The organism is Streptomyces capitiformicae (assembly GCF_002214185.1).
Classification (GTDB): Bacteria; Actinomycetota; Actinomycetes; order Streptomycetales; family Streptomycetaceae; genus Streptomyces; species Streptomyces capitiformicae.
The window spans coordinates 5,571,019-5,596,461 of record NZ_CP022161.1; the positions used below are offsets into that span (position 1 = coordinate 5,571,019).

The window sequence follows — 25,443 nt, forward strand, 5'->3', positions numbered from 1 at the left end:
AGCACGGTCAATCCATGGAGGCGAGGCTGCCGTCGTCGCCCGTCGTCGTGCCGCCGCCCGTGCTGCTCGACCGCCCATGCCGGTGCCGCCGGTGCCGCCGGTGGTCGTACCGCTGCTGGAGCTGCCGCCGGTGGAGGTGTCACCGTCGCCCTCGTCGTCGGTGTCCACCGGGTCCTGGCCGACGAAGGCGACCGGGACCTTGACGTCCTGGGAGCGGTCGCCGGACAGGGTGTGGTCGGCGCGGGTGGCGAGGACGCACGTGGCCTTGAAGCAGTCGGTGAACTCGTCCTTCGCGTCGATGGTCAGCTCGACCTCGAACTTCCCTCCCTCCTCGTACGGGGTCGCCAACTCCTCGCCGTAGTCCGGCGGGTTGGAGGAGATCCACGCGGAGGAGTGCGACTGGCCGGTCATGTCGACGCCGCCGATGCCGGGGGTGGGCAGTTCGCCGTCGCCGTGGTCGACGCACAGGGCGACGTAGATGCCCTTCTTCTCGTCATAGCCGGAGCCGGTGACCTTGAGGGTCTGGTTCTCCGTGGCGAGGTTGTTGACCGGGGTGACGGTGAGCTTCTGGCTCTCGGAGCCGGTGACGGTCTTCGTGCCGGACGGCTCGTCGTCCTCGCCGCCGTCGCCGTCGCTCTCGCCGTACTGGCCACCGGATGCGCAGGTGGCGGCGGCGGCGAGACCAAGGGGGCGGCTTCCTCACCGTCGTCCGCGAGTGCTCGCGCGGCGGCGGCCCTGAAGCAGTTGAAGACGAATTCCCTCGTGCCGCTCGAAGGCGAGGCGCCCGCGCCGAAGCTGCCCGTCACCGTCGATTCCTCGGACGGCCGCGAGGTGACCGTCGAGGACGCCTCGCGGATCCTCCCCCTCAACGGAGGCATAGCGGAGATCGTGTTCACACTCGGCCTCGGTGACAAGGTTGTCGGCCGGGACATCACCGCGACGTTCGAGGAGGCCAAGGACCTTCCCCAGGTCACCAAGGCGCATGATGTGAGCGCGGAGAGCGTGCTCTCGCTGGAGCCGACCGTGGTGCTCGCCGACACCGACACCGGGCCTGGCGAGGCCATCGATCAGATCCGGGACGCCGGGGTGCCGGTCGTCGTGCTCGACCCCGCCACCGAACTCGCCGACGTGAGCACGCGCACCACTCGGGTCGCCGAGGCGCTGGGTGTGCCCGCGGTCGGCAGGGCCCTCAACCAGCGCATCTCCGACGAGTTGAAGGCGGCGCGGGCGGCCGTGCCGCAGGGCAGCAAGCCCAAGGTCGCGTTCCTGTACATGCGGGGCTCGGCCGCCGTCCACCTCATCGGCGGCAAGGGCTCGGGCGCGGACTCCCTCATCGCGGCGGCCGGAGCGGACGACGCCGGGGTGGCCTCCGGCCTGGACAAGCCGTTCACGCCCATCACCAGCGAGGCCCTGGTCAAGGCCCAGCCCGAGGTGATCCTCATGATGACCAAGGGGCTGGAGTCGGTGGGCGGCGTCGACGGGCTCGTCGAGATCCCCGGCATCAGGGAGACACCGGCCGGAATGGACCGGCGAGTGGTGGACCTGGAGGACGGGGTGCTGCTCAGCCACGGCCCGCGGACGCCGCTGGTGATCGACATCCTGGTGGAGCGACTGCACCAGGGCTGAGGGCCCTGGTGGCGAGGGCGGGCTCAGCTGTCGAAGTCGACTGTCAGGGCCTCGGAGACCGGGTACGACTGGCAGGTCAGTACGTAGCCCGCGTCCACCTCGGCCGGTTCGAGGGCGAAGTTGCGGCGCATGTCGGCCTTGCCCTCGGTGACCAGGGCCCGGCAGGTGCCACAGACGCCGCCCTTGCAGGCGAAGGGCAGGTCGGGGCGGGTGCGTTGGGCGCCGTCGAGGATGGTCCGCTCGCGGGAGAGCGCGGCGGTGGTGGAACGGCCGTCGAGGGTGACGGTCACCTCGCTGACGGGCCCCTCGGCGGCGGCCTCCTCGTGGCGCGCCTCCCGTACGGGCTCGTCATCGGCGTAGAACAGCTCCTGGTGGACCCGGTCCGCGGGCACCCCGAGCCCGGCCAGCACCTGTTGGGCGTCGCGGACCATGCCGTGCGGGCCGCACAGCCACCAGTGGTCGGCCGACGTCACGTCGACGAGCCCGGCGACGAGCGTCGAGAGCCGGTCGGCGTCGATACGGCCGGAGAGCACCTCGGCCTCACGGGGTTCGCGGGAGAGCACGTGGGCGAGCTGGAACCGGGCCGGGTAGAGGTCCTTCAGGTCCGCGAGCTCGTCGGCGAACATCACGGTGTCGGTACGACGGTTGCCGTAGAAGAGGGTGACCGTCGAGCGGGAGTCGGCGGCCAGCACGGACTCGGCGATGGACATCATGGGCGTGATGCCGGAACCCGCCGCGATCAGCACGTGGTGGCCGGCGGTGGTGAGGTCGGGGGTGAAGGCGCCGGTGGGGGCCATCACCTGGACGGTGTCGCCGGGGCGTACGTCATTGACGAGCCAGGACGAGAACAGGCCGCCGGGGACGATCCGTACGCCGATACGCGGGCTCGCCCCGACCGGCGAACAGATCGAGTACGACCGACGCTCGTCCCGCCCCCCCATCTCGCGCCGCAACGTCAGCGACTGCCCGGGCGTGAAGGCGAACTCCTCGGCCAACTCCGCCGGGATGTCGAACCCGACGGCGACCGCGTCCACGCAGAGGGGTTGCACGGAGGCGACACGCAGAGAGTGAAAGACCGGCCGGCGGCGCGGGCGTGAGCGCGAGACCCCTCGCACCGCCTCCGGCCGGGCCGCCTCCGTCGGGGCCGCGTCGGGGCGGGCCGTCGGCTCTTCCCTCAGGCCTTTCATTCAGATCTCCTTGACGTACTCGAACGGCTCGCGGCAGATGCGGCAGCGCCACAGGGACTTGCAGGATGTGGCGGCGAAGCGGGAGGTCTCCTCGGTGTCCGGCGAGCCGCAGCGGGGACAGGTCACCGCGTGCCGGATGGGGGAGAGAACGAGCGGGACGGGGCCGCCGCGTGGTGCGGGGCCGGGGGGCGCGATGCCGTGTTCGGCCAGCTTGCGGCGGCCGGCCGGGGTGATCCAGTCGCTGGTCCATGGGGGATGGAGGACCGTACGGATCTCCACGCGCGCGTACCCGGCGTCGCGCAGCCGCGCCGCCACGTCCGCCCGCATCTCCGCCATCGCCGGGCAGCCCGAATACGTCGGGGTCAGGCTCGCGACCACCGTGCCGTCCTCCGTCAGCTCGACGCCGCGCAGAACGCCCAGGTCGGCGAGGGTCAGCATGGGCAGCTCGGGGTCGGGCACCTGCTCGGCGATGTGCCGGGCGCGCCGGGTGTCGAGGGCGGTGGTCACCATGTCGCCTCCGGGTGGGCTCGGGCCACGCTCTGCAACTCGGCGAGCAGCGGGGCGAGATGCTCGGTGTGGCCGCCGGCGCGGCCGGCTCCCGGCAGCGGCCGGTACACCGGCATCGGCAGTCCGGCCGCCTCGGTGACCTGGCGCAGCACGGCGGCGACCTCGTCCCTTACGTCGTACGCGGTGAACAACTCACCGAAGTACGGGGCCACTTGCTCCAACGCCTTGCGCGTCCGCCGATGCGACTCCTCGGTGCCGTCGCCCAGCCGGACCACCCACTCGGCGGCGTACTGCCGGTGGTACGTCAGCTCCTTGACGCCCTTGGCGGCGATCGCCGAGAGGACCGGGTCGGGGTGCGCCACCAGGTGCTCGAAGTGCGCGAGACGCCAGCCGGACAGCACGAGGAGGCGCACGGTCGAGAACGCGAAGTCCCCGTTCGGCAGTTCGGCCAGGCGTACGTTGCGGAAGTCGTCGGCGTCGCGGAAATAGGCGTACGCGTCCTCGCCGCGCCCGGTGCCGTCGACCTGTCCGGCGCGGGAGTACAGCAGGCGGGCCTGGCCGAGCAGGTCGAGGCCGATGTTGGCGAGCGCGACCTCCTCCTCCAGCTCGGGGGCGCGGGTGGTCCACTCGGCGAGCCGCTGGGCCGAGACCAGGGCGTCGTCGGCCAACGCGACGCAGACGCCAGCCAGTTCGGCGGCGTCGACACCCTCGGGCACGGTGGTGTCGACACCGTGCAGGGGGTCCTCGAAGCCGGTGCCGTACGCCCAGCGGGTGTCGTCCTCGTGTCCCTCGGCGAGGGTCATGTAGACGTGGTCGTCGCTCATGCCTGCTCCTCCTCGTCGTGGGCTAGATGTGCGGGACGTCGTCGGGGATGTCGTAGAAGGTCGGGTGGCGGTACACCTTGTCGGCGCTGGGTTCGAAGAAGGGGTCCTTCTCGTCGCGGGTGGAGGCGGCGATGTGCTCCGAGCGCACGACCCAGATGGACACGCCCTCGTTGCGCCGGGTGTACAGGTCGCGGGCGTGGGTGAGGGCCATCTGGTCGTCGGCGGCGTGCAGCGAGCCCACATGGACGTGGTTCAGGCCGCGCTTGCCGCGCACGAACACCTCGTACAGCGGCCAGTCGCCCTTGGTCCTGTCACTCATGCCGCTGCTCCGTCCTTCGCACGGGCCGCCTGCTTGGCCGCGTGGGCGGTGGCCGCCTCCCGCACCCAGGCACCCTCCTCGTGGGCCGTCCTGCGGCGCTCCATACGCCGGTCGTTGCACGGCCCGTTCCCGGTGATCACCCGCTTCAGCTCGTCCCAGTCGGGGGTGCCGAAGTCGTGGCGCCCGCGCTCCTCGTTCCACCGCAGCTCCGGATCGGGCAGCCGGACGCCGAGCTTGTCGGCCTGCGGGACGGTCATGTCGACGAAACGCTGGCGCAGCTCGTCGTTGCTGTGCCGCTTGATCTTCCAGGCCATGGACTGCGCGGAGTTGGGCGAGGCGTCGTCGGGCGGGCCGAACATCATCAGCGACGGCCACCACCAGCGGTCCACCGCGTCCTGCACCATCGCGCGCTGCGCGTCGGTGCCGCGCATCATCGTCAGCAGCAGCTCGTAGCCCTGCCGCTGGTGGAACGACTCCTCCTTGCAGATCCGCACCATCGCCCGCGCGTACGGCCCGTACGAACTCCGGCACAGCGGCACCTGGTTGCAGATCGCCGCGCCGTCCACGAACCAGCCGATGACACCCACGTCGGCGAAGCTCAGCGTCGGATAGTTGAAGATCGACGAGTACTTCTGGCGTCCCTCGATCAGCCGGGCCGTCAGATCCGCGCGGTCGGCCCCCAGCGTCTCCGCCGCCGAGTACAGGTACAGTCCGTGGCCGGCCTCGTCCTGCACCTTGGCGAAGAGGATCGCCTTGCGGCGCAGGGACGGCGCCTTGGTGATCCACTCGCCTTCCGGCTGCATACCGATGATCTCCGAGTGCGCATGCTGGGCGATCTGCCGGATCAGCGTCTTGCGGTAGCCGTCCGGCATCCAGTCGCGCGGCTCGATCCGCTGGTCCCGCGTGATCGTCGCGTCGAAGTGTTCCTGCAGCCCGTCCCGGTCCGGCGCCTCGGCGGAGTGTGTCGTGGCCATCGGTACCCTTCCCAACCGACCATTCGTTCGGTTCCAGTGTGACGTGATTCTTGCGTGCGAGCAAGACCTGGGGCCCGAAGACGATGGTGAACGGGTGGCGCGGTGAGGGCCGCGCGGACGCGGCCTTCGAGCTCGCCCTCGACGGCGTCCCGGCACATGCGCGGCGCGGGCCGGAGGCGTACGCGCAGGTGTAGCGGGAGTCGGGCGGCGTACGCGCAGGAGGGGCCGGAGGGGGCGGCGTACGCGCAGGAGGGGCCGGAGGGGGCGGCGTACGGAAAAAACTCCTGTGCGTCGACTCGCACACCTCTGCGATCATCCCGGAATGGCGCAGAGTCTCGAATCGCTGGTCCTCCGGCACACCCACCGCCTTCCGATCCCCAGGGGCTCCGCCGGGGACGGCGCCACCGCCGCGCGGCAGTTCGACGCGGCGCTGATGACGGCGGGCTTCAAGCTCTCGGCGGAGCTGCTGGAGCGGTTGTCGGGGCTGTCCGAGGCCGCCGTCCTCCACACCGCCCGGCGGACGCTGCGCACGGTGCGCGAGATGGTGGGCGACCACGTCCGGCACAACTCGTACTTCATCGACTTCCCGGCGAACGTGCCGGACACCGAAGAGTTCTGGATGCGGTGCCTGGGGAAGGCGCTCGACGACGGCACGGCACGCGAGAACGTGCTGACGCAGCTGGCACACGGGGTGCTGAACCTGCTCAGTCTGCCCACGTACGGCAGGTACCAGCACACCTACGAGGAGATGCTCGCGGCGCAGGACGAGCTGATCGCGTCGGCGGGCGACCGGGTGACCGTCCTGCATCTCGGCCGGGACCTGGACGACGAAATCACCGAGCTGTACCTGGCCCTGGCCGGCAGCACGACCCCGCTCGGCGAGGACGATCTGCCTGACCTCAAGGTTCTCGCCGGGCGGTGCGCGCTCGGTCCCCAGCCGGAGTCGATCCCTGTCCGGGAGAACCGGGCGGTCGTCAACGAGGCCCGGCTCGGCGTCGGCGCCGAGCTCCTGCTGGACACCGTCACCGACGTACTCCGGCTGGCCTGCGCGCTGTCGGGCGGTGACGTGACGCTGCGGGAGCCGACCCGGTTCCTGGCACTGTCACGGCCGGTGCGGCGGGGGCTGCTCGCGGGCCTCGACGCCGTGGTCGCCGCGAACCCGGCGAAGCTCGCGGATGTGCACGCGTACCGGGAGCCCTTCAAGCGGCTCGGTGAGCGTCTCCACCCGCACGAGTACCCGCGCTGGCCGCACGCCGCCGAGGTCTTCGCCGTCGCCCGGGGCGAGAAGGAGGCGCGGTCCTTCGACAGCCGGGTCGAGAAGCTGCTCGACGAGTTCGACATCACCGGTGCGGCGAAGCTGCTGAAGTCCGCTCCCGGCAAGCTGTTCCGCGCCCTGGACCTCCTGCTGCGCATCGCCGCAGACCAGGCGGAGCGGGACGCGGTGGTGGCCGCCGCGGTGGAGGTCGCGCCCAAGGTCTCCGGCCGGGTCCTCCTCTCGGTCCGCGAGCACTTCCACAACCGCGACCGGGAGACCGAGGCACCCCGCGTCTTCGTCAACCGCCGGGGCCGCGGCTGGGTGATGCCCGACCACCGCCCGGCCGTACCGGCCGCCGACCGCGACCGCCTGATCGCCGCCCTCGACGCCGAGACGCGCCGTCGGCTCCCGGCGGCGGGCCGGCTGCTGATCGACCCCGACGTCCTGGACGTGGCGCTCCCGCTCAGCGGCAGGGCGACCGCGGCCGGGCTCGGCGTACTGCCGCGGGGGTCGGTCTCGAAGGTCGACGGTGATCGGCTGCGCTTCTTCGTGTACTGGAAGGAGACCGAGGACGGGACCGACTACGACCTGTCGGCACTGCTTCTGCACCGCGACTACAGCACCGACTCCTGGCTCTCCTACACGTCCCTCACGACCGTCGGGGGCCGGCACTCGGGCGATGTCACCGAGGCGCCCGACGGGGCCTCGGAGTTCATCGACCTGTCCCTGGACCGGGTGCGCAGCACGTTCATCGTTCCGCAGGTGAACATCTTCGCCGGCGAGGGCTTCGACGAGGTCGAGGAGTCGTTCTTCGGGTTCATGGTGCGCGACGGCGAGCAGAAGGGCCGTCCGTTCGAGCCGCGCACGGTACGGATGAAGTCGGAGATGCGCGGGCCGGGCAAGGTGGCGCTGCCTCTGGTGTTCCGGCGCGGGGACGACGGGCGCTGGCACGCGAAGTGGCTGCATCTGTATCTGAAGGGCATCTCGTCGGCCAACCGGGTCGAGGAGAACCAGGTGTCGGTGTCCAAGGTGGTGCGCGCCCTCGTGGAGCGCGAGCAGTTGACGGTGCGGTACCTGATCGACCTGATGTCCGGCGGCACCACGGCCGTGGACCTGTGGGACGGCGGGCCGGTCCCGGACGAGCCCGTGACGTACATCGGTCTCGAACGCCCCGAGGGGCTGCACACGGACTCCCGGATCATCACCCTCGAAAATCTGCGCGACTTGATCCCGGGGTGAGTGCTAGCGTTGCCCACGGCGAGGCCATGAAGGGGCTTCCTTCTCAATTCCTTTCCTGAAACAAGTTCCTTCGCTTTCCTCGCCGCCGACTTCGCACCGGGAGGCGCCACCACGGCGCCTCCCGGTTTCGCGTGTGCGCGGATGAGCCCCGCGTTTTCGCCTCGACAACCTGCGCGACTCGGCCTCTGGCCGACTGCTACCGTTGCTCGCGGTGAGGCCATGAGGGGGCTTCCTTCTCACCGCCGTGAAAGCGGCTCAAATGCGAGCTCCTTCGCTCTCCTCACCTCCAACTCGCTCCGGGTGGCGCCCGCGCTCATCGCGCGAGCGCCGCTCGAGCCGTGTTCAGCGCCTGTTCCGCGTACCCCCGTCCGAACAGCACCGCGTGCACCAGTAGCGGGAAGAGCTGGTGGAGGCCGACGCGATCGGTCCAGCCGTCGGCGAGGGGGGCCGCCTCCTGGTAGCCGGTGAGGACGTGGTCCAGGTGGGGGCAGCCGAAGAGGGCGAGCATCGCGAGGTCGGTCTCGCGGTGGCCGCCGTGTGCCGCCGGGTCGATGAGCCAGGCGTGGCCGTCGGCGCCCCACAGCACGTTGCCGTTCCACAGGTCGCCGTGCAGTCGGGCGGGCGGCTCGGCGGGGCCCGCGAGGTCGGGCAGCCGTTCACAGACCTGCTCGACCACGGTCGCCTCGGCCGGGCGGATCGTGCCGTCGTCGACCGCACGGCGCAGATAGGGCAGCACCCGGTGTTCGGCGTACCAGACGGGCCAGTCGGCACCGTGGACATTGCGCATGGGGGCGCGCCCGATGTACGCCTCCCTCGGTCCGCCGGGCGGCGCGGCGCCGTAGGCGGGCGCACCGGCGGCGTGCAGGGCGGCCAGCGCGCCCCCGAAGCGGACCGCCGCCCGGGCGTCGGGTGCCCCTTGCGAGACCCGGTCGATCACCAGGCGGCGCTCGTCGTGGCCGTACACGGTCGGCAGGCGGACCGAGCCGGCGTCGGCCAGCCAGCGCAGCCCCGCCGCCTCGGCCCGGGCCGCACCGGGGCCGTCGCCGAGCTTGACCATCACCGTCCGGCCGTCGTCGAGGGTGACCTCGGCGAGTGTTCCGGAGAGCCGACGCTCGCCGGTGGCCGGGCGGCCGGTGAGCCGTGCGGCCAAGGCACCGGGTGCCGTGCGGTCGGTCACGGCGACCACCTCCATTCCATCTCCCGCATCTCCCGCATCTCCCGCATCTCCCGCATCTCCCGCATCTCCCGCATCTTCTGCGTCTTCTGCGTCTTCTGCAGACGCAGAACAGGATCCCGTACGGGCCGGGTGTGGCACCCGTGAAATCTCGCTCGGGGGTGCGTGCGCGGGACGACCCGGGTCCATGCGCCGGATCCAGCCGGGGTACGAGCTGAAGCTTCCGCGCTGGTGACCCGGCAGTGACCAGAGACCGCTCCCGGACGGCCCCTCGGCGTTGCGCGCCCTCCACGCCGGGGGCCGGGGCGGGCGCCCGGCGTGGGCGCGCATCGTGGCCGTCCTTCTGCCTCAGCCGGCGGTTTCCGCATCTCCAGGACGCGAAGACGCCCCGTTCACGCCGTGCCCGGCGCGCCCCGGAACCTGCTTGGCTTGAACCCGCGACGCGTGCCGCTCAGCCGCACGCGCCGCCTCACAGCCGCCGTCTCGGCGTCCATCGCCTCGGATCGCCTCGGATCGCCTCGGATCGCCTCGGATCGCCTCGGATCGCCTCGGAATCCGCCCACGACCACGTCGTACGCGCGCCACCCGAGTTCCCTGTCTCCGCTTCGACGTTCGGTGTCTCCGCTTCGACCGTTGTCGACCGTTGTCCACCGGCGCCCGCCGGTGCCCCAGCGCGTCACCGCACATCCGCTCACCCCTCGGGAGGGAATGTGACCGCCCCAGTCAGCTCATCCGAAAGCGCACCCGACCCCGCTGACGGACAGCACTTCACCAGCCTCAGCACCCAAGCGGCACGTCAGCTCGCGACAACCACCAAGTCCGAACCGCAGATGCAGGCAATCACCTCGCGGTGGCTGCTCAAGATGCTGCCGTGGGTGGACGTCAAGGGCGGCACCTACCGGGTCAACCGGCGTCTTCAGCTGCGTATCGGCCGGGGCCGGGTGCAGTTCGACCAGAACGGCGCCGACGATGTGAAGGTCATCCCCGAGACGCTGACCGAACTGCCCGCGCTGCGCGGCTACACGGACATCGCAGCCCTCAGGGAGATCTCCTCCCGCTTCCGGGTGCGGGAGGTGCGGGCCGGCACGGTGCTGTTCGACGCGGGGCAGCCGGTGACCGAGGCGTATCTCGTGGTGCACGGCCGGTTCACGCGCTACACCACCGGCAAGTACGGCGAGGAGGAGGTTCTCGGAGTCGTCTCCGACGGTGACGGGATGGGCGACGAGGCCATCGGGCAGACCGATCCGCTGTGGCTCAGCTCGGTGCGGGCCGAGACCGCGGGGGTGGTGCTGGCGCTCAACTGGGACACGCTGATGGCGTTCGTGGAGCGCACCCCGTCGCTGGCGGCCCAGTTCGACGTGTTCGCCGAGCAGCAGAACCGGCCCATGAACCGCAAGGGCGAGGCCGATGTCCCCCTGGAGGCCGGGCATGTGGGCGAGCTGTCGCTGCCCGGCGGCTTCGTCGACTACGACCTCGCACCCCGCGAGTACGAACTGTCACTCACGCAGACGGTGTTGCGGGTTCACACCCGCGTCGCGGACCTCTACAACAACCCGATGGACCAGACCGAGCAGCAACTCCGTCTGACCATCGAGGAGATCCGCGAACGCCAGGAGTGGGAGCTGGTCAACAACCGGGAGTTCGGGCTGCTGCACAACATCGACTACGGGCAGCGCGTCAGTACCTTCTCCGGCCCGCCGACGCCGGACGACATGGACGAGTTGCTGTCGATGCGCCGCAAGACCCGGCTGTACCTGGCCCACCCGAAGGCGATCGCGGCGTTCTTCCGGCAGTGCAACCGGCGTGGTCTGGTCCCCGGCACGGTGAACGTCGGCGGGCACGAGATGCCCGCGTGGCGCGGTGTGCCGCTGTTCCCGTGCAGCAAGATCCCGATCAGCCCGCAGCACACCACGAGCATCATCGCGCTGCGCACGGGCGAGAAGGACCAGGGGGTCGTGGGCCTGCACCAGACGGGCATCCCCGAGGAGTACGAGCCCTCGCTGAACGTGCGGTTCATGGGCGTCGACACCACAGCGATCATGAGCTATCTGGTCACCGCCTACTACTCGATGGCGATCCTCGTGCCGGACGCCGCCGGGATCCTGGAGAACGTGCAGATCGGGTGGATGCCGGACTGACTTCCTCCCCTGTCCAACGGCGGGGGCCTCCGGCGGTCGCCCGCTGGATTCCTGCCTCACCGACGACCGGCCCGTCCGGGAGGACTCCCGTTGAGGTCTTGCACCGTCTTCCACAGGCGGACACCGCCGGCCCGGCGGCCGGCACGTTGCGTGCCGCGTTCACGTCACGGTCATGCACGGTGCCGCACTTGCACGTCCGCTCGCGGACAGGTACCCCACCCCGGCCTGAAGCCCGGGGTATCCACGGAGGGATCCCGATGAGCATGCAGCCAGCACCCGTCGCGGCCACCAGGACCCGGCTGCCGGGACCGCCGAGCCCCGCCCCGTCCCGGCGGGCCCGCCACAGCGGGGTGATTCCCGGGTTGCGCCACCGGCCCGCCGTGCCCGCCGACCCGGTGAAGGTCGCGGAGGTCGAGCGCAGGCTGGCGACCTGGGCGGAGCGGCTGGAGTTGTTCCCCCGCCAGTGGCAGGGGCAGTTCGCGCGGTTCGGGCTCGGCCGGGCGATCGTCCTCGCGCATCCCGGCGGGGCAAGCCTCGAACACCTCACCGCGGCGGGCAAGTTGCTGATGGCCGAGCATCTCGTCGACAACGTGTACTGCGAGGTCGACGAGGGCAAGGGTGGGTCACCGCGAGGCCTCGGCGGTCGGCTGCTGATGGCCCAGTCGGCGCTCGACCCCCTGCACGGCACCCCCGAGGCGGAGGAGCGGTGGGGACACGGCGTACGGGCGGACGGGCCGCTGCGCTCGTACCACTTCGCGCTGCGGGACTACGCGACGCTCGCCACGCCCAGCCAGACCGACCGGCTCGTCCATGACCTGGCCCGGCTGCACCTGGGCTATCTCGGTGAGGCCGCCTGGTCCGAGACCCGGTACATGCCACGGGTGTGGGAGTACCTGACGATGCGGCAGTTCAACAACTTCCGGCCCTGTCTGGCGGTCGTCGACACCGTGGACGGCTGGGAACTGCCGGAGGCCGTGTACGTCCGCCCGGAGGTCCAGCGGATCACCGCGCTCGCGGGAAATGCCTCGACCCTCGTCAATGACCTGTACTCCTTCGCCAAGGAGATGGCGGGCGACCCGGACCATCTGAACCTGCCGAAGGTGATCGCCGCGAACGAGCGGTGCGGGCTGAAGGCCGCTTATCTGAAGGCCGTCGAGATCCACAACCGGATCATGGAGGCGTTCGAGGAGGAGTCGGCGGCTCTGTCCGCGACCTCGCCCCTCATCGAGCGCTACGCCGCCGGTCTCGCCGCCTGGGTGGCCGGCAACCACGAGTGGCATGCCACGAACACCAGCCGCTACCACCTGCCCGACTACTGGTGACGACCGCTGCCCCCGTCCGACCACCGATTGCGCCCGACCCTGCCGACATCCGATCGCGTCCAGCGCAGCATCCATCGCAGTAGAGGAGCCTTCGTTGACCATCATCGACGCCGTCACCACGAACCCCGCACCGCTGCCGAACCGATCCCCCGCCAACTCCTCGTACCAGTCCCGCGTCGCGGACTACTGGAACGCCGAGGAGAACCCTGTCAACCTCGAACTCGGCAGGATCGACGACCTGTACCACCATCACTACGGCGTCGGTGACGCCGACTGGTCCGTCCTCGACGACGACCCCGATCCGAAGCGCCGCCGGGCGCGCATCACCGCCGAACTGCACCGTCTGGAGCAGGCCCAGGCCGACCTGCTCGCCCGCCACCTCGGCCCCCTCTCCCCCGCCGACCGGGTCTTCGACGCCGGCTGCGGGCGCGGTGGCGGGAGTGTGGTGGCCCATCTGCGGTACGGGTGCGCCGCAGACGGGGTGACGATCTCCCGGAAGCAGGCCGACTTCGCGGGCGAGCAGGCCCGCAAGCGTGACATCGACGACCGGGTCCGCTACCACCATCGCGACATGCTCGACACGGGCCTGCCCTCCGGGGAGTTCGCGGCGTCCTGGAACAACGAGTCCACCATGTACGTCGAGCTGGACCTGCTCTTCGCCGAGCACGCCCGCCTGCTGCGCCGCGGCGGACGCTATGTCACGATCACCGGCTGCTACAACGACACCTACGGGCGGGCCTCACGCGAGGTGTCCCTCATCAACGCCCACTACATCTGCGACATCCACTCCCGCTCGGAGTACTTCCGGGCAATGGCCCGCAACCGTCTCGTCCCCGTCCACGTGCAGGATTTGACGGCCGCCGCTCTCCCCTACTGGGAACTGCGCAAACAGGCCGACCATCTGGTCACGGGCATCGAGGACACCTTCATCACCGCGTACGAGAACGGCAGCTTCCAGTACCTGCTGATCGCAGCCGACCGGGTCTGACCCACCACCTCGTGCGACGGTGTCACAGCACTCCGCCGGCGGGCGCGAGCTTTCCCAGAGGGATGTCGCGCAGGCCGCGCAGCGGTGAGAAGAACAGCCACAGTCCCGCACAGCAGCCGCCGGCGACGGCGACCCACAGCGTGGTCCGGACGCCGAGGGCGGTGGCGAGCACGCCGCCGACCAGACCGCCCAACGGCAGTGTGCCCCAGGTGATCCAGCGGGCGGCGGCGCTGACCCGGCCGAGCATGTCCGGCGGGCAGGCGGCTTGGCGGTAACTGGTCAGCGAGAAACCCGCGACAGTGGAGGAGAAGGTCCACGAGATCCAGCCGATGCCGAACAGCAGCACCCACCAGCCGGGCCCGGCCAGCGGGATGAGGAGGCCGGGCAGCGACAGCACGGTCATCGCGATCCAGCTGATCCGCGCCGAGCCGACCTTCCTGGCGAGGTACTGTGCCGCCACACCACCGGCCACCCCGCCGACGGCCCCCAGCGCCAGCAGCAGCCCGACCATGCCCGGCCGCAGGTGCAGGGTGCGGATGAGGAACAGCGGGCCGAGGGTCTCCACCATGATCACGAAGAAGTTGGCGGTGCCGTTGAACGCCACCGAGTTGCGCAGGATGGGGTATCGCGGGTCACGTAGGTGAGCCCTGCACGGATCTGCGACCGCAGGGTGGGACGGCGACCGGGTTCGTTCCGTGTTCGGCGCGGTTCGCGGGTACGGATCGCCGTCAGCGAGCCCGCTGACACCGCGAAGGAGAGCGCGTCGACCGTCATCGCCCCCGCGGGGCCGACCAGCGTCACCAGCCCCGCGCCCGCCCCGGGCCCGGCGATCTGTGCGACCGACTGAGAGGCGGCGAGCTTGCTGTTGCCGTCCATGAGTTGATCGCGATCGAGCAGCACCGGCAGGTAACTCTGGTACGCCACCGTGAAGAACACGGACAGCACGCTGGAGACCAGTGCCACGGCATAGAGCTGAGCGAGCGTCAGCGCATCGACGGCGTGGGCCAGCGGCACCGAACCGATCACCAGGAGCAACGCGAGGTTGCACCAGATCATCAGCCGGCGTTTGGCGACCCGGTCCACGATCGCCCCGGCCGGCAGCGCGACGAGCAGATACGCACTGGTCTCCGCCGCGGCCAACAGACCGACCTGGAACGCGGAGGCGTCCAGCAGCACGAGGGCGACCAACGGCAGCGCGAGAACGGTGATGTCCGAGCCCATCTCGCTGACCGTCTGGCCACCCCATAACAGCCGGAACTCCCGATGGCGCCAGACGGAGGATCGTTCACCTGCGTCAATCATCCGCCCAATGGTGTCATCGGCCGCCTCTCCTGGCCAGACGACGACACCGGGTGACAGCCGAGACGACAGCGGTGTCCCCGAGTGCCTGTCTGCGGTCGGCCCACGCGCCCCGTGCCGTCGCGAGCGCGCGGTCGCCGCAGTCGCGCAGGTGGCGGCGGGACAGCTTGGCGCGTTGGCCGCCGCCTGTGATCAGGGCGTTGACCGAGGCCATCGGGTCGCCGCCGGCCGTGCGGGCCACCAGCGCCCCGACCACCAGGGGGAGCAGCGCCACCGCGAGGGCCGAACCGGTGGCGGTGGCCGTGGCGGTGACGTTCCGGAGGGGTCGGAGCCGCGTGGTGTGCGTGTTCATGACGACAGTCCATCAGCGGACGGAGGGGCGGGGTATCGGACTACATACTCAGTCGTTCCGTCCGGAGTACTCAGGCCACCACTACAGCCTCCCGTTCTCCCGTGTCCCGGTGGATCGGTGTGCCCGAGCCGGTCAGCGGCAGGCCGGTCCCGCCCCGCCGGGTCGCGACGATCTCCGCCGCGATGGACACAGCGGTCTCCTCGGGGGTGTGGGCACCGAGATCCAGGCCGATCGGAGACCTGAGTCTGGCCAACTCCCCTTCCGTCACGCCGACTTCGCGGAGCCGGCGCTCGCGGTCGGCGTGGGTGCGGCGTGAGCCCATCGCACCGATGTAGGCGACCGGCAGCCGCAGGGCCTCCGTCAGCAGGGGTACGTCGAACTTGGCGTCGTGGGTCAGGACGCACAGGACGGTGCGCTCATCGGTCGCCGTCCGCCCCAGATACCGGTGCGGCCAGTCGATCACGATGTCGTCGGCCTCGGGAAGGCGGGCCCGGGTGGCGAAGACGGGCCGGGCGTCGCACACGGTGACGTGGTAGCCGAGGAACTTGCCGGCCCGTACCAGTGCCGCCGCGAAGTCGATCGCGCCGAAGACGATCATGCGGGGCGGTGGGACGGACGACTCGACGAGCAGGGTGAGGCCGCCGGGGCAGTGCGACCCTCCCCCGGACTCCGTCCGGGGGGACCCCCAACTCGCTCCGCTCGCCGAGAGTTCCACGGTGCCGGTGCGGCCTCCCTCCAGCATGGCCCGGGCTTCGGCCGCCGCCGTCCGGTCGCGGTCCGAGTGGCTGCCGAGTCCACCTTCGTACGCCCCGTCAGGATGGACGAGCAGGGCCCGGCCGAGCAGGTCGGCGGGGCCCCGGACGACCCGGGCCAGAGCGACCGGCCCGCCCCCGGCGGCGGCCGACAGCGCCGACCGGAGCACCGGGGCTTCCGCGGTGACCGGGGTGACCGGGGTGATCAGGATGTCGATCACCCCGCCACAGGTCAGGCCGACTGCGAAGGCGTCCTCGTCGCTGTAGCCGAAGCGCCGCAGTACGGTCCCGCCGTCCGCCAGCGACTGTTGGCACAGCTCGTACACCGCGCCCTCCACGCACCCGCCGGAGACCGAGCCGATGACCGTGCCCTCGCTGTCGACGGCGAGGGCGGCACCGGGCGCGCGCGGGGCGCTGCCGCTGACCGTCACGACGGTGGCGACGGCGAACGTTCGGCCCTCCTCCATCCATCGGTTCAACTCGGCCGCGATGTCAAGCACTTGGCTCTCCCGCCAGCAGGACACGGTCGGGCCGGATCGGCAGATGGCGGTGGCGTACGCCGGTCGCGTGCCAGACCGCGTTGGCGATCGCCGCCGCTGCCCCCACGATGCCGATCTCGCCGATGCCCCTGATGCCGATCGGGTCGTCCGGGTCGGGGTCGTCGATCCAGTCCGCCTCGACGGCGGGGACGTCGGCGTGCGCGGCGACGTGGTAGCCGGCCAGGTCGGCGCCGTAGTGTCCGCCCGTGGCGCGGTCCCGTACCGCTTCCTCGTGCAGGGCCATGGAGATGCCCCAGGTCATGCCGCCGACGAACTGGCTGCGCGCGGTGAGCGGATTGACGATCCGGCCCGCGGCGAAGATGCCGAGCATGCGGCGCACCCGCACCTCACCCGTGGCCGGGTCAACGGCGACCTCAGCGAACTGGGCGCCGTAGGAGTGTCGTTCCTTCTGAGCGAGGGCGCCGAGGGCCGCGGTGGTGTCCGAGCGGACGGTGATGCCCCCCGGTGGGATGTCCGCGCCGAGCGCGAGCCGTTCCCGCAGTTCGGCGGAGGCGAGGGTGACCGCCCATGACCAGGAGCGGGTGCCCATGGAGCCACCGGCGATCCCGGCCATGCCGAGGTCGCTGTCGCCCAGGCGCACTTGGACGCGGTCCGGGGCCGCTCCCAACGCGTCCGCGGCGATCAGGGTGATAGCGGTCCGTGCCCCGGTGCCGATGTCCGACGCGTTGATCCGCACGGTGAAGCCGCCGTCCGCCTCGGCGGTCACGGACGCCGTGGAGGGCATGGCCCCGGACGGGAAGGAGGCCGCCGCGGTACCGGTGCCGAGCAGCCAGCGGCCGTCGCGACGCACTCCGGGGCGCGGGTCACGGTTGGCCCACCCGAACCGGCGGGCTCCCTCCCGGAAGCAGGCGAGGAGCCTGCGGGTGCTGAACGGCAGCCCCGACACCGGTCCCCGCTCGGGTTCGTTCCGTACGCGCAGCTCGATCGGGTCCAGGCCGCACTTCTCGGCGAGTTCGTCGAGCGCCGACTCCAGTGCGAACGACCCCGGCGCCTCACCCGGCGCGCGCATCCAGGTGGGGGTCGGCACGTCGAGCGGCACGACGTGGTTGGAGGTGTGGTGGGCGTCGGCGTCGTACAGCACCCGAGCCGGCGTCGCGCCGAGTTCGACGAAGTCGTGGACGGTCGAGGTGACGTTGAGGGAACGGTGTTGGAGGGCGCGCAGCCGACCGTCGGCGTCGGCGCCGAGCCTGACGCGCTGTGTGGTGGGGCTGCGGTAACCGGCGAGGGAGAACATCTGCCGGCGGGTCATGACGACCCGGACCGGCCGCTCAAGGACGGTCGCTGCCATCACGGCGGCCACTTGGTGGGCCCGGGCTCCCTTGGAGCCGAAGCCGCCGCCGACGTGTTCGGAGCGCACCCACACCGAGGTCGCGTCGAGCGAGAACAGCCTGGCGAGTTCGCTCGCGACCCAGAGGGTGCTCTGGTTGGAGTCGACGACTTCGAGCCGGCCGCCGTCCCAGCGGGCGCTGGCGGCGTGCGGCTCCATCGGGTGGTGGTGCTCCTCCGGGGTGGTGTATTCGGCGTCCACGACGACGGCGGACGCGGCGAGTTCGGCCTCCAGGTCGCCCTTCTCCGCCACCGCGGGCATGTGTGAGTCCACCGGGTACGCGTCCGCATGCGAGCCGCGGAAGTCGACGTCGTGCGGCTGCCGTTCGTAGTGGACGACCAAAGCCTCGGCGGCTTCCCTGGCCTGCTCGGACGTCTCGGCGACGACCAGTGCCACCGGCCAGCCCAGGTGCGGCACCCGGTCGTGCTGGAAGAGGGCCACGGTCGGGTCGGGCCGGGAACCCATCAGGCCGACGTAGTCGCTGTCGACGCGCGGGGCGTTGCCGTGGTGCAGAACGGTGAGAACACCCGGCATCCCGAGTACGCCGTCGGTCTCGACCGTACGGATCCGGCCGCGGGCCACGGTGGACAGCACCAGCCAGCCGTGGGCGAGTTCGGCGAAGGGGATCTCCCCCGCGTAGCGGGCCGCTCCGGTGACCTTGTCGCGGCCCTCCACCCGGGTGTGCGGGGCGCCTACGGACTTCTCGCGTGCCGTGGGGGCGGTGGTCATCGAGTGACCTCCTCGGTGAGTTCGGACAGCACGGCCACCACGAGGTTGCGCATCAAGGTCACCTTGTAGACGTTGTGGGGCAGTGGCCGCGCGGCCGCCAACTCGGCGTCCGCGGCCGCGGCGAAGGATTCCGTGTCGGCCGGCGCCCCGGTCAGGACACGTTCGGCCGTACGGGCCCGCCAGGGCCGGGACGCGACGGCCCCGAAGGCCAGGCGCACATCGTGTACGACGCCGTCCCGGACGTCGAGCGCGGCGGCGATCGAGCCGATGGCGAAGGCGTAGGAGGCGCGCTCGCGCACCTTGCGATAGCGGGAGCGGGCGGCCGTGGGCGTCGGCGGCAGGGTGACGGCGGTGATCAGCGCACCCGGCGGGAGCGCGGTCTCGCGGTGCGGGGTGTCACCCACCGGCAGATAGAAGTCCGTCAGCGCCGACTCGCCTGCACCGTCGGCAGTTTCGTACGAGACCACCGCGTCGAAGGCGGTCAGCGCCACCCCCATGTCCGAGGGGTGGGTGGCCACGCAGTGCTCGGAGGCGCCCAGGACGGCGTGGTTGTGGTGCTCGCCCTCGATCGCGGGGCAACCGCTGCCGGGGACGCGTTTGTTGCAGGGCTTGGTCACGTCGGCGAAGTAGCCGCAACGGGTGCGCTGGAGCAGGTTCCCGCCGACGGTGGCCATGTTGCGCAGCTGACCGGAGGCTCCGGCCAGCACCGCCTGCGTCAACGCCGGGTAGCGGCGCCGGACTTCGGGGTGTGCGGCCAGGTCGCTGTTGGTGACCGTCGCGCCGATGCGCAGACCGCCGTCCTCGGTGGACTCGATCCGGTCGAGGGGTAACTCCCGTACGTCGACCAGTCTTCCGGGCCATTCGACGCCGGCCTTCATCAGGTCGACAAGGTTGGTGCCGCCGCCGAGGAACCGTGCCTGCGGGTCGGCGTCGAGCAGCGCGAGGGCGCCGGAGACGTCGTGCGCGCGCTGGTAGCCGAACTCCCTCACGCCGCCACCTCCTCGGCGCTCACCGCGGTGTCGGCAGCGGCACGGGCGACGGCCTGGACGATCTGCACGTAGGCGCCGCAGCGGCACAGGTTGCCGCTCATCCGCTCGCGGATCTCCTCCGCGCTCAGCGGTGGCGGTCCCGCCTCGGGCCGTACGTCCTCGGTGGCGGCGCTCGGCCAGCCCGCCGCGTGCTCCTCGATCACGGCGATCGCCGAACAGATCTGGCCCGGGGTGCAGTAGCCGCACTGGTAGCCGTCGAGGTCGAGGAACGCCTGCTGCACGGGATGCAGTCGGTCGCCGTCGGTGACGCCCTCGATGGTGGTGATCTCACGCCCTTCGGCCGCCACCGCCAACTGCAGACAGGAAACGTTGCGGCGGCCGTCGACGAGGACCGTGCAGGCGCCGCACTGCCCCTGGTCGCAGCCCTTCTTGGTGCCGGTCAGATCGAGCCGCTCACGCAGCGCGTCGAGCAGGGTGGTGCGGTGGTCGACGGACAGCGTGTGCTTCTCGCCGTTGACGGTCAAAGTGATGGCGCTGTACGTCGATGAGGGGACCGTGGACATGATCAGCCTTCTTTCGCGTATCCGGGGCACGTCCGGGGGACGACTCCGGCAGGCGGACGAATCAGGAGCCATATCGGAAACGGAAGGGGCAGTGGCCAGTTGACGGCACGTCACACGACGACCGGCTTCGTTTCGCGAACATGCGGGGTGCGGGGTCGGGGGTACGAAGACCGGTCGTACCGCCGCTACTATGCACCAGATCGGACAACTGTCCGCCGAGGAAAACTTAACGGACAGTCGTCCGGTTGAACAAGGCCGGGTTTCGGCCACGACCCCGCGAGGAGGACCTGTGGGGAGGCAGAAGGACGCGCCTCTGCGCTCGGACGCCCAGCGCAATCGCGAGCGCATCCTGGAAGTCGCACTGGTCGAACTGACGCACTGCGCGGACGCCCCGCTGAGCCGGATCGCCCGGAAGGCGTGCGTCGGGCAGGGCACGATGTACCGGCACTTCCCCACCCGCGAAGCGCTTGTCCTGGAGGTCTACCGCTACGAGATGCAGCAGGTCGCCGACGCCGCGGCCGAGTTGCTCGGGACCCGGGAGCCGGATCGCGCCCTGCGCGAGTGGATGGACCGCCTCGTCCGGTTCGCCATGACCAAGGTGGGCCTCGCGGACGCCATCCGCCAGGCCACCAGCGGACCGGGAAGCCCGGCGAGGCCGGGCCACGCCCATGTGATCGCGGCCGCCGATCTCCTGCTCCGGGCGGGCGAGGAAGCCGGCACCATCCGCCCCGGCGTGAGTGGCGACGACTTCTTTCTCGCCATCGCCGGCCTCTGGCAGATCGACCCCGCCGGCGACTGGCAAGCCACCGCCAACCGCCTCCTCGACCTGATCATGGACGGGCTGCGCGCGGGAGCACGGGGCAAGTGAGCACCGCCCACCCAGACCGGAACCACTCGTGTGCCTTCAGGCAAGCGCGCCCGCACAAAGCGGCCAGGCCCCGTCAGTGCCTCATTCACGCGCAGCGGTGCGAGCGCCGGCAACCGCAACGGCGCGTGCACCACGGCGGCCGGCAAGTTCGGCTGGGAACTCATCAACGAGGACAGGAACCTGTACCGCACCTGGGGCAAGGTGCAGCTCACCAACCGCCCGGCCAACTGCACCAGCGATGTCACCGCGGGCGTCCTGCAACGCCCGGAGGCGGTGAGCGGTGGCAAGTGGAGGTTCTATGCCGCGGTCGCTCGCGGGGAGACCGGCTCATTCTGGCTTGACGACACAGGTGTCAGCAACGTCCGCTTCCGTATCTGCAACGTACGGAGCGGCGGCATCATCGACGGCTGCGGTCGCGTCCAGTAACCGCATCCCTTCAGCAGCCGCACCCCCGTCCCTGCCTGATCGGCGACCTCATGACAGCCGGTCAGGCAGGGCCTGTCGCCGCCGGGCGGGAGCGGGATCCGCGCGGGCTCAGAACCGTGCCCCGAGGTCCGCGCCGTTGGCGGGACGCAGGAAGGCACCGCCGCCGAGCGACGCGTTCACGGTTGTAGCCGCTCATGGTGATCGGCTGGCTCGACGTGCCGCTCTTCAGCAGCTGGATGTTCGTGGTCGGCGCATAGCTCCCGCCCCGGATCAGGATCGTGTCCCCCGGCTGCGCGAGATCCACCGCCCGCTGGATCGTCCGCAACAGGGCGGACATCGTCCCTGAGTTGGCGTCGTCACCGTTGGTCGCCACGTACAGGCTGGTCGCGGCGTGCGCGGTGGTGCCGGCCAGGACGACGAGCCCGCCGGCCAGGACGCTCAACAGGGTCGCGCACACGGTGAATCGCTTTGACCGCATGGTTCACCTCCCGGGCGACCGGAGTCGGGGAAAGCGGGGTTCTTGTCCATGAACGGCGCCGTCGCCCCCGGGCGAGTTGCCCGGGGGGCGACGGCGACTCGGTGTCAGGACTTCTTGAGCTTGTATGCCTTCTTCACTGTCACTTCGAAGGTCGACGCCCGGTCGGAGCCCTTGACCCGCAGGCTGACATAACCGTGACCGTTGCGGTCGATGTGCTCGGCGGGCAGCGAGGCCACGGCCGGGTGCGGGATCAGCGCGCGGTTCTTCGCGACCGGCACCCGCCGCCAGGTCGTACCGCCGTCGAAGGACGCTTCGACGGTCAGTGTGCGCAGCCTGCCGCGGGCCTGGTCTCCGGTCCGCTGGAGCGTAAACGGGACGGCGACCGTGCGGCCGTCCCCGGCGCGCGACCACTCGTCGACCGGCGGCCGGAAGCGCACGCTGGTCAGGGGCAGCACGGCCGTCTCCCCCTCGCCGGCCGGGCCGGAGCGGAACGTCCAGACTCCTTCCACCTCGGTGCTCACGCTGTTCCACTGGCCGCGGTCGGCATGAGCCCTGAGCGTGTATGTGCCGGTGTCGGCCGGGACCTTCCAGGCGGCGAGCGCATGGTTCCTCGGGAACTCGTCGGCGCCGTCCCTGACCTTGGTGATCGTCTCGCCGTCCCGGCTGAGGGTGTAGTCGTACGTGGCGTAGTAGGCGTCGCTCGTGAACAGATGCCGCCTCTCGGAGTCACCACCCATCGGCAGGTCGACGGTGATGGTGTCACCGCCGCGCGTCAGCTGGCGGCCGTCGGCGGCGAGCACGGGGGCGCCCACCGGACGGTTCCAGTACTCGGTCCGGTGGCCGGGCCGGAAGACCTGGGGCTCGGTGAACAGCGCACGGTGCTCCAGCGCGTCCGCGGGGTCCGCGTTCTGCCAGCTCCAGCGCAGTTCCTGGGACCAGGCGACGTCCTTGGACGCGGTGAAGTACTCCGTGCGGGTGCTCGGCGAGGGCACGTTGATACGGCGTCCCGCGACCGGGATGCCCTTCAGGGTCGCGGTGGCCAGTTTCGACTTCAGCGGGAACTCCCGGTCGAAGCCACCGGTCTGCTCCGAGGCCACGTAACGGGCCTCGGTGCGGGCGAGTTCGGAGTCCCTGACGCGGCCGGTGAAGCCGGCCGGGACACGGCCCTCGCGGAGGGCGGCGAGGTGGTAGATCGGCCCGGTGACAGTGGGGTACGTGTAACCGTCGCCGGGGGCACCGTCGGGAACCTTGCCGAACTCGTACCCCTCGCCGAGGTCCTCACGGAAGTACGCCGTGTACCGGTCGCCCTCGGCGCGGGTCGTGGAGGGCACCGCCCAGTAGTCGGGCGCCAGATGCTTGAACTGCACGCTGGTGTGGACGCTCAGCGGTTTGTCGGCCCCTGCCGGTGCCGTCCGCTGCCGCTGGGCGACGCCGACCTGGCGGTAGACGTTCTCCACCTTGTCGTTGTCCACCGTGTGCGCCAGCCTCTGGGCCGCCGTGCCGCCCAGCGTCAGCTCGGTCGCCTTGTCCACCCGGACCCGAGGCTCGCCGGCGAGGATGATGTCGCTGTCGAACCAGTACGAGTCGTCCTCTTGGCGGCCGATGAACGCGGAGATGCCGTACGTTCCCACGGGCGCCCGGACTGTGATCTTCGAGGCGACGGTGGCGAGGTTCGGGCTCTCGAACGGCTCCAGGGCGCGGTCCAGCGGCAGGAGGTCGATGATCGAGATGCCGTCGGCGTTCTCGCCCAGGTGGTCCCGGAGGTTGAGCGTGAGGTCGTAGCTCTCGGGTTCGAGGCTGAGGCCGACCGGGACGCGTACGGCCGCCGTGCCGTCGCCGCCCTCGGCGGTCAGCAGGGCGGACAGGGTGCCGCCGGAGCGGATGCCGGTGTCGCGGAACTCGACGGCCACCGAGGCCGTGCCGTGCGCGGGAACGGTCACCTCGTCCTGGGACAGACCGAGCAGGCCGGTGGGCAGGTTCCCCCGGGTGGAGGTGACGTCGAGGGCGAGGTCCAGGGTGATGTCCTCGTCCGAGGCGTTGGTGAACGCCACCTTGCGCCTGCTGTCGTCCGCGGAGCGGGGCCAGGTCAGACGGCCGAAGTCCAGGGTGGACACCGTGGCCGTGACCGGCTGGTCCACCGCCCGCTGGACGTCGACCATGCCGGAGCCCTGGTCGTACACCGTCTCATCGGCGCTGGGGTCGGCGCTGGAGACCAGGGCCTGGGCCACCTGGCGGGGTGTCCAGTCCGGGTGGGCCTGCATGACGAGGGCGGCGGCACCGGCGACCGCGGGTGACGCCATCGACGTACCGGACAGGCGGGTGTAGTGGTCGTCGACCGGGCCGTCGGGGCCTTCGGGGTCGACGTCGCCGATGGAGGTGTCCTTGGCACGGGCCGCCGTCACAGCGACGCCGGGGGCCTTGATGTTGGGCTTGACGTGGTAGTCGCCGAAGAGCGGGCCTCGGCTGGAGAAGCTCGCGATGGCGTCGTCGCCGCCGGCCGCGCCCACGGCCAGCGCGCCCTCGGCCGCCGAGGGCGGCGAGACGGTGAAGGGGTCCGAGCCGCTGTTGCCGGCCGACACGACCGGGAGCACGCCCCGCTCCAGCAGGGCGTCGGTGGCAAGCGACCACGGGTCGGTACCGTCGCTCAACGCCCTTGATCCGAGGGACACGTTGACGATGTCGACGCCCTCGTCGGCCGCCCACTCCATGCCGTTGATGATGTGCGAGAGCGAGCCGAGCGGGCCGGACAGCACGCGTGCGCTGAGGATCTCGGCACCGGGGGCGACGCCCTCGTACTTGCCGTCGGACGCCGCGCCCGTACCGGCGATGATGCCCGCGACGTGGGTGCCGTGGCCGTCCACGTCACCCGTCTCGTCGTCCCAGGTGATGAAGTTCGCGGACTTCGAGACCCGGTCCTTCAGATCGGGGTGGGTCGCGCGCACACCGGTGTCGATGACGGCGACCCGAACGCCGGAGCCGTCAAGGCCGCGCCCCCTGACGCCCTTCGCGTTGATCTGCCCGACGAGGTCCGAGACCGCGACATCGCCCTCTGGGGTGGTCTCCGGTTCGTCCGCCGCGCTTCCCTCGTCCGTGAGCTCGACCGGGGTGTCCAGCCACACCTTCTCGATGGCGGGCCGCAGTTCGCCGTCGGCGCCCTCGGCGGAGGCGGTGAGCGTCCGCCACAGGGCTCCGCCGTCGTTCTTCGGCAGGGTCACGGCAGTGGCGTCGATCGACTCCAGCGTCACCGTGCCGTCGGGGACGGCCTCGGCGCGGGTGGCGGCGGGCAGCCGGGCTCCGCTGTGCCGGATGATCAGCGGGAGCCCCCGGTCCTCGGTGGACGCGTCGTCGAGGCCGAAGCGTTCGAGGGCGCCGAGATCGAAGAGCTGGTCGTCGACCTGTCCGGTGGCCACCAGCGGGGCCACGTCCATGGGGATCACGCTGATGTCGGAACCGCTGCCCTGCCGCACGAAGCCCATGCCCTCGCGGCCCTTGCCGGGTTCGACGTCGACGCCGGGCTCGCCGCGCTCCTCGCCGACGGTCACGACGT

General features: G+C 71.1%; 24 protein-coding genes and 1 pseudogene. 9 read left to right on the forward strand and 16 right to left on the reverse strand.

The features are described from left to right. The first annotated feature begins 76 nt into the window (after nucleotides 1-76). Nucleotides 77-361 (forward strand): hypothetical protein, encoded by a 285-nt coding sequence (locus CES90_RS24910; RefSeq protein ID WP_189783598.1) that lies wholly within the window; start codon nucleotides 77-79, stop codon nucleotides 359-361. Between the two features lie 206 nt (nucleotides 362-567). Then, entirely contained in the window at nucleotides 568-1,626 is a 1,059-nt protein-coding gene (locus CES90_RS24915) for a heme/hemin ABC transporter substrate-binding protein (RefSeq protein ID WP_189783630.1), read from the forward strand. Nucleotides 1,627-1,649: 23 nt separating this feature from the next. Here CES90_RS24915 and paaE read toward each other — a convergent pair whose 3' ends face one another. Genes paaE through paaA form a run of 5 tightly spaced genes read right to left on the reverse strand, consistent with a single transcriptional unit; the run spans nucleotide 1,650 to nucleotide 5,437 of the window. After that, on the reverse strand, nucleotides 1,650-2,813 hold the full coding sequence (gene paaE / locus CES90_RS24920; protein ID WP_189783597.1) for a 1,2-phenylacetyl-CoA epoxidase subunit PaaE: 1,164 nt from the start codon (nucleotides 2,811-2,813) through the stop codon (nucleotides 1,650-1,652). Next, nucleotides 2,814-3,323 (reverse strand): 1,2-phenylacetyl-CoA epoxidase subunit PaaD, encoded by a 510-nt coding sequence (gene paaD / locus CES90_RS24925; RefSeq protein ID WP_189783596.1) that lies wholly within the window; start codon nucleotides 3,321-3,323, stop codon nucleotides 2,814-2,816. Continuing rightward, a complete protein-coding gene (gene paaC / locus CES90_RS24930; protein WP_189783595.1) occupies nucleotides 3,317-4,144 on the reverse strand; it encodes a 1,2-phenylacetyl-CoA epoxidase subunit PaaC in 828 nt (275 codons plus the stop codon). Before paaC ends, paaD begins: the two co-directional genes overlap by 7 nt. Before the next feature lie 22 nt (nucleotides 4,145-4,166). Continuing rightward, nucleotides 4,167-4,463 (reverse strand): 1,2-phenylacetyl-CoA epoxidase subunit PaaB, encoded by a 297-nt coding sequence (gene paaB, locus CES90_RS24935; protein ID WP_189783594.1) that lies wholly within the window; start codon nucleotides 4,461-4,463, stop codon nucleotides 4,167-4,169. Further along, nucleotides 4,460-5,437, reverse strand: coding sequence for a 1,2-phenylacetyl-CoA epoxidase subunit PaaA (paaA, locus tag CES90_RS24940; protein ID WP_189783593.1), 978 nt, complete (start codon nucleotides 5,435-5,437; stop codon nucleotides 4,460-4,462). Before paaA ends, paaB begins: the two co-directional genes overlap by 4 nt. A gap of 50 nt (nucleotides 5,438-5,487) precedes the next feature. On the opposite strand from paaA, the gene CES90_RS24945 reads away from it, so the two are divergent. Continuing rightward, nucleotides 5,488-5,631, forward strand: a complete 144-nt coding sequence (locus CES90_RS24945; RefSeq protein ID WP_189783592.1) for a hypothetical protein — start codon at nucleotides 5,488-5,490, stop codon at nucleotides 5,629-5,631. Nucleotides 5,632-5,759: 128 nt separating this feature from the next. After that, nucleotides 5,760-7,931 (forward strand): TerD family protein, encoded by a 2,172-nt coding sequence (locus CES90_RS24950; protein WP_189783591.1) that lies wholly within the window; start codon nucleotides 5,760-5,762, stop codon nucleotides 7,929-7,931. A gap of 313 nt (nucleotides 7,932-8,244) precedes the next feature. Here CES90_RS24950 and CES90_RS24955 read toward each other — a convergent pair whose 3' ends face one another. Further along, on the reverse strand, nucleotides 8,245-9,123 hold the full coding sequence (locus CES90_RS24955; RefSeq protein ID WP_189783590.1) for a fructosamine kinase family protein: 879 nt from the start codon (nucleotides 9,121-9,123) through the stop codon (nucleotides 8,245-8,247). A gap of 692 nt (nucleotides 9,124-9,815) precedes the next feature. Between CES90_RS24955 and CES90_RS24960 the strand changes: the two genes are divergently transcribed. Next, on the forward strand, nucleotides 9,816-11,243 hold the full coding sequence (locus tag CES90_RS24960; protein WP_189783589.1) for a family 2B encapsulin nanocompartment shell protein: 1,428 nt from the start codon (nucleotides 9,816-9,818) through the stop codon (nucleotides 11,241-11,243). On the opposite strand, the pseudogene CES90_RS49860 reads toward CES90_RS24960, so the two are convergent. Further along, nucleotides 11,158-11,514: pseudogene (locus CES90_RS49860) on the reverse strand (zinc ribbon domain-containing protein); the annotation flags it as partial. The gene CES90_RS24960 and the pseudogene CES90_RS49860 sit on opposite strands and share 86 nt — an antisense overlap. Here CES90_RS49860 and CES90_RS24965 point away from each other — a divergent pair. Together CES90_RS24965 and CES90_RS24970 are read left to right on the forward strand one after the other, a co-directional pair. Beyond that, nucleotides 11,501-12,565, forward strand: a complete 1,065-nt coding sequence (locus tag CES90_RS24965) for a family 2 encapsulin nanocompartment cargo protein terpene cyclase (RefSeq protein WP_229913888.1) — start codon at nucleotides 11,501-11,503, stop codon at nucleotides 12,563-12,565. The pseudogene CES90_RS49860 and the gene CES90_RS24965 overlap by 14 nt on opposite strands. Nucleotides 12,566-12,665: 100 nt before the next feature. After that, nucleotides 12,666-13,553 (forward strand): geranyl diphosphate 2-C-methyltransferase, encoded by an 888-nt coding sequence (locus CES90_RS24970; RefSeq protein WP_373313368.1) that lies wholly within the window; start codon nucleotides 12,666-12,668, stop codon nucleotides 13,551-13,553. 22 nt (nucleotides 13,554-13,575) lie between these two features. Here the strand turns inward: CES90_RS24970 and CES90_RS49865 are convergent, their stop codons facing one another. The 7 genes from CES90_RS49865 to CES90_RS25000 form a co-directional block, all read right to left on the reverse strand. Next, nucleotides 13,576-14,157, reverse strand: a complete 582-nt coding sequence (locus CES90_RS49865) for an MFS transporter (RefSeq protein WP_229913887.1) — start codon at nucleotides 14,155-14,157, stop codon at nucleotides 13,576-13,578. Further along, on the reverse strand, nucleotides 14,124-14,855 hold the full coding sequence (locus CES90_RS49870) for an MFS transporter (protein WP_229913886.1): 732 nt from the start codon (nucleotides 14,853-14,855) through the stop codon (nucleotides 14,124-14,126). Before CES90_RS49870 ends, CES90_RS49865 begins: the two co-directional genes overlap by 34 nt. A 13-nt stretch (nucleotides 14,856-14,868) precedes the next feature. Beyond that, nucleotides 14,869-15,204 (reverse strand): hypothetical protein, encoded by a 336-nt coding sequence (locus CES90_RS24980; protein WP_189783588.1) that lies wholly within the window; start codon nucleotides 15,202-15,204, stop codon nucleotides 14,869-14,871. A 70-nt stretch (nucleotides 15,205-15,274) separates the two neighbouring features. Beyond that, nucleotides 15,275-16,456, reverse strand: a complete 1,182-nt coding sequence (locus CES90_RS24985; protein WP_189783587.1) for an XdhC family protein — start codon at nucleotides 16,454-16,456, stop codon at nucleotides 15,275-15,277. Continuing rightward, nucleotides 16,449-18,572: a xanthine dehydrogenase family protein molybdopterin-binding subunit gene (locus CES90_RS24990; RefSeq protein ID WP_189783586.1), complete on the reverse strand. Its 2,124-nt coding sequence runs from the start codon at nucleotides 18,570-18,572 to the stop codon at nucleotides 16,449-16,451. The genes CES90_RS24985 and CES90_RS24990 overlap by 8 nt, the downstream gene beginning before the upstream one ends. After that, on the reverse strand, nucleotides 18,569-19,561 hold the full coding sequence (locus tag CES90_RS24995; protein WP_189783585.1) for an FAD binding domain-containing protein: 993 nt from the start codon (nucleotides 19,559-19,561) through the stop codon (nucleotides 18,569-18,571). The genes CES90_RS24990 and CES90_RS24995 overlap by 4 nt, the downstream gene beginning before the upstream one ends. Further along, complete coding sequence (locus tag CES90_RS25000) at nucleotides 19,558-20,124, reverse strand: (2Fe-2S)-binding protein (RefSeq protein ID WP_189783584.1); 567 nt, start codon at nucleotides 20,122-20,124, stop codon at nucleotides 19,558-19,560. The genes CES90_RS24995 and CES90_RS25000 overlap by 4 nt, the downstream gene beginning before the upstream one ends. Before the next feature lie 289 nt (nucleotides 20,125-20,413). Between CES90_RS25000 and CES90_RS25005 the strand changes: the two genes are divergently transcribed. Together CES90_RS25005 and CES90_RS25010 are read left to right on the forward strand one after the other, a co-directional pair. Beyond that, nucleotides 20,414-20,992 carry a TetR/AcrR family transcriptional regulator gene (locus tag CES90_RS25005; RefSeq protein ID WP_229913885.1) on the forward strand — a complete coding sequence of 193 codons (579 nt, stop codon included), beginning with the start codon at nucleotides 20,414-20,416 and terminating at the stop codon, nucleotides 20,990-20,992. Between the two features lie 30 nt (nucleotides 20,993-21,022). Further along, nucleotides 21,023-21,418 (forward strand): hypothetical protein, encoded by a 396-nt coding sequence (locus CES90_RS25010; protein ID WP_189783582.1) that lies wholly within the window; start codon nucleotides 21,023-21,025, stop codon nucleotides 21,416-21,418. 61 nt (nucleotides 21,419-21,479) lie between these two features. Here the strand turns inward: CES90_RS25010 and CES90_RS25015 are convergent, their stop codons facing one another. After that, entirely contained in the window at nucleotides 21,480-21,896 is a 417-nt protein-coding gene (locus CES90_RS25015; RefSeq protein ID WP_189783581.1) for a DUF1565 domain-containing protein, read from the reverse strand. Between the two features lie 104 nt (nucleotides 21,897-22,000). Next, complete coding sequence (locus CES90_RS25020; RefSeq protein WP_189783580.1) at nucleotides 22,001-25,438, reverse strand: S8 family peptidase; 3,438 nt, start codon at nucleotides 25,436-25,438, stop codon at nucleotides 22,001-22,003. Between the last annotated feature and the right edge of the window lie 5 nt (nucleotides 25,439-25,443).

Excerpts from the sequence above, each read along its gene's own strand:
- paaB (WP_189783594.1), bottom strand. The coding sequence starts at position 4,463 with ATGAGTGACAGGACCAAGGGCGACTGGCCGCTGTACGAGGTGTTCGTG.
- paaA (WP_189783593.1), bottom strand. The coding sequence starts at position 5,437 with ATGGCCACGACACACTCCGCCGAGGCGCCGGACCGGGACGGGCTGCAG.
- CES90_RS24910 (WP_189783598.1), top strand. The coding sequence starts at position 77 with ATGCCGGTGCCGCCGGTGCCGCCGGTGGTCGTACCGCTGCTGGAGCTG.
- CES90_RS24990 (WP_189783586.1), bottom strand. The coding sequence starts at position 18,572 with ATGACCACCGCCCCCACGGCACGCGAGAAGTCCGTAGGCGCCCCGCAC.
- CES90_RS24980 (WP_189783588.1), bottom strand. The coding sequence starts at position 15,204 with ATGAACACGCACACCACGCGGCTCCGACCCCTCCGGAACGTCACCGCC.
- CES90_RS24955 (WP_189783590.1), bottom strand. The coding sequence starts at position 9,123 with ATGGAGGTGGTCGCCGTGACCGACCGCACGGCACCCGGTGCCTTGGCC.
- CES90_RS24950 (WP_189783591.1), top strand. The coding sequence starts at position 5,760 with ATGGCGCAGAGTCTCGAATCGCTGGTCCTCCGGCACACCCACCGCCTT.
- CES90_RS49870 (WP_229913886.1), bottom strand. The coding sequence starts at position 14,855 with ATGATTGACGCAGGTGAACGATCCTCCGTCTGGCGCCATCGGGAGTTC.
- paaC (WP_189783595.1), bottom strand. The coding sequence starts at position 4,144 with ATGAGCGACGACCACGTCTACATGACCCTCGCCGAGGGACACGAGGAC.
- CES90_RS25000 (WP_189783584.1), bottom strand. The coding sequence starts at position 20,124 with ATGTCCACGGTCCCCTCATCGACGTACAGCGCCATCACTTTGACCGTC.
- CES90_RS25015 (WP_189783581.1), bottom strand. The coding sequence starts at position 21,896 with ATGCGGTCAAAGCGATTCACCGTGTGCGCGACCCTGTTGAGCGTCCTG.
- CES90_RS24965 (WP_229913888.1), top strand. The coding sequence starts at position 11,501 with ATGAGCATGCAGCCAGCACCCGTCGCGGCCACCAGGACCCGGCTGCCG.
- paaE (WP_189783597.1), bottom strand. The coding sequence starts at position 2,813 with ATGAAAGGCCTGAGGGAAGAGCCGACGGCCCGCCCCGACGCGGCCCCG.
- paaD (WP_189783596.1), bottom strand. The coding sequence starts at position 3,323 with ATGGTGACCACCGCCCTCGACACCCGGCGCGCCCGGCACATCGCCGAG.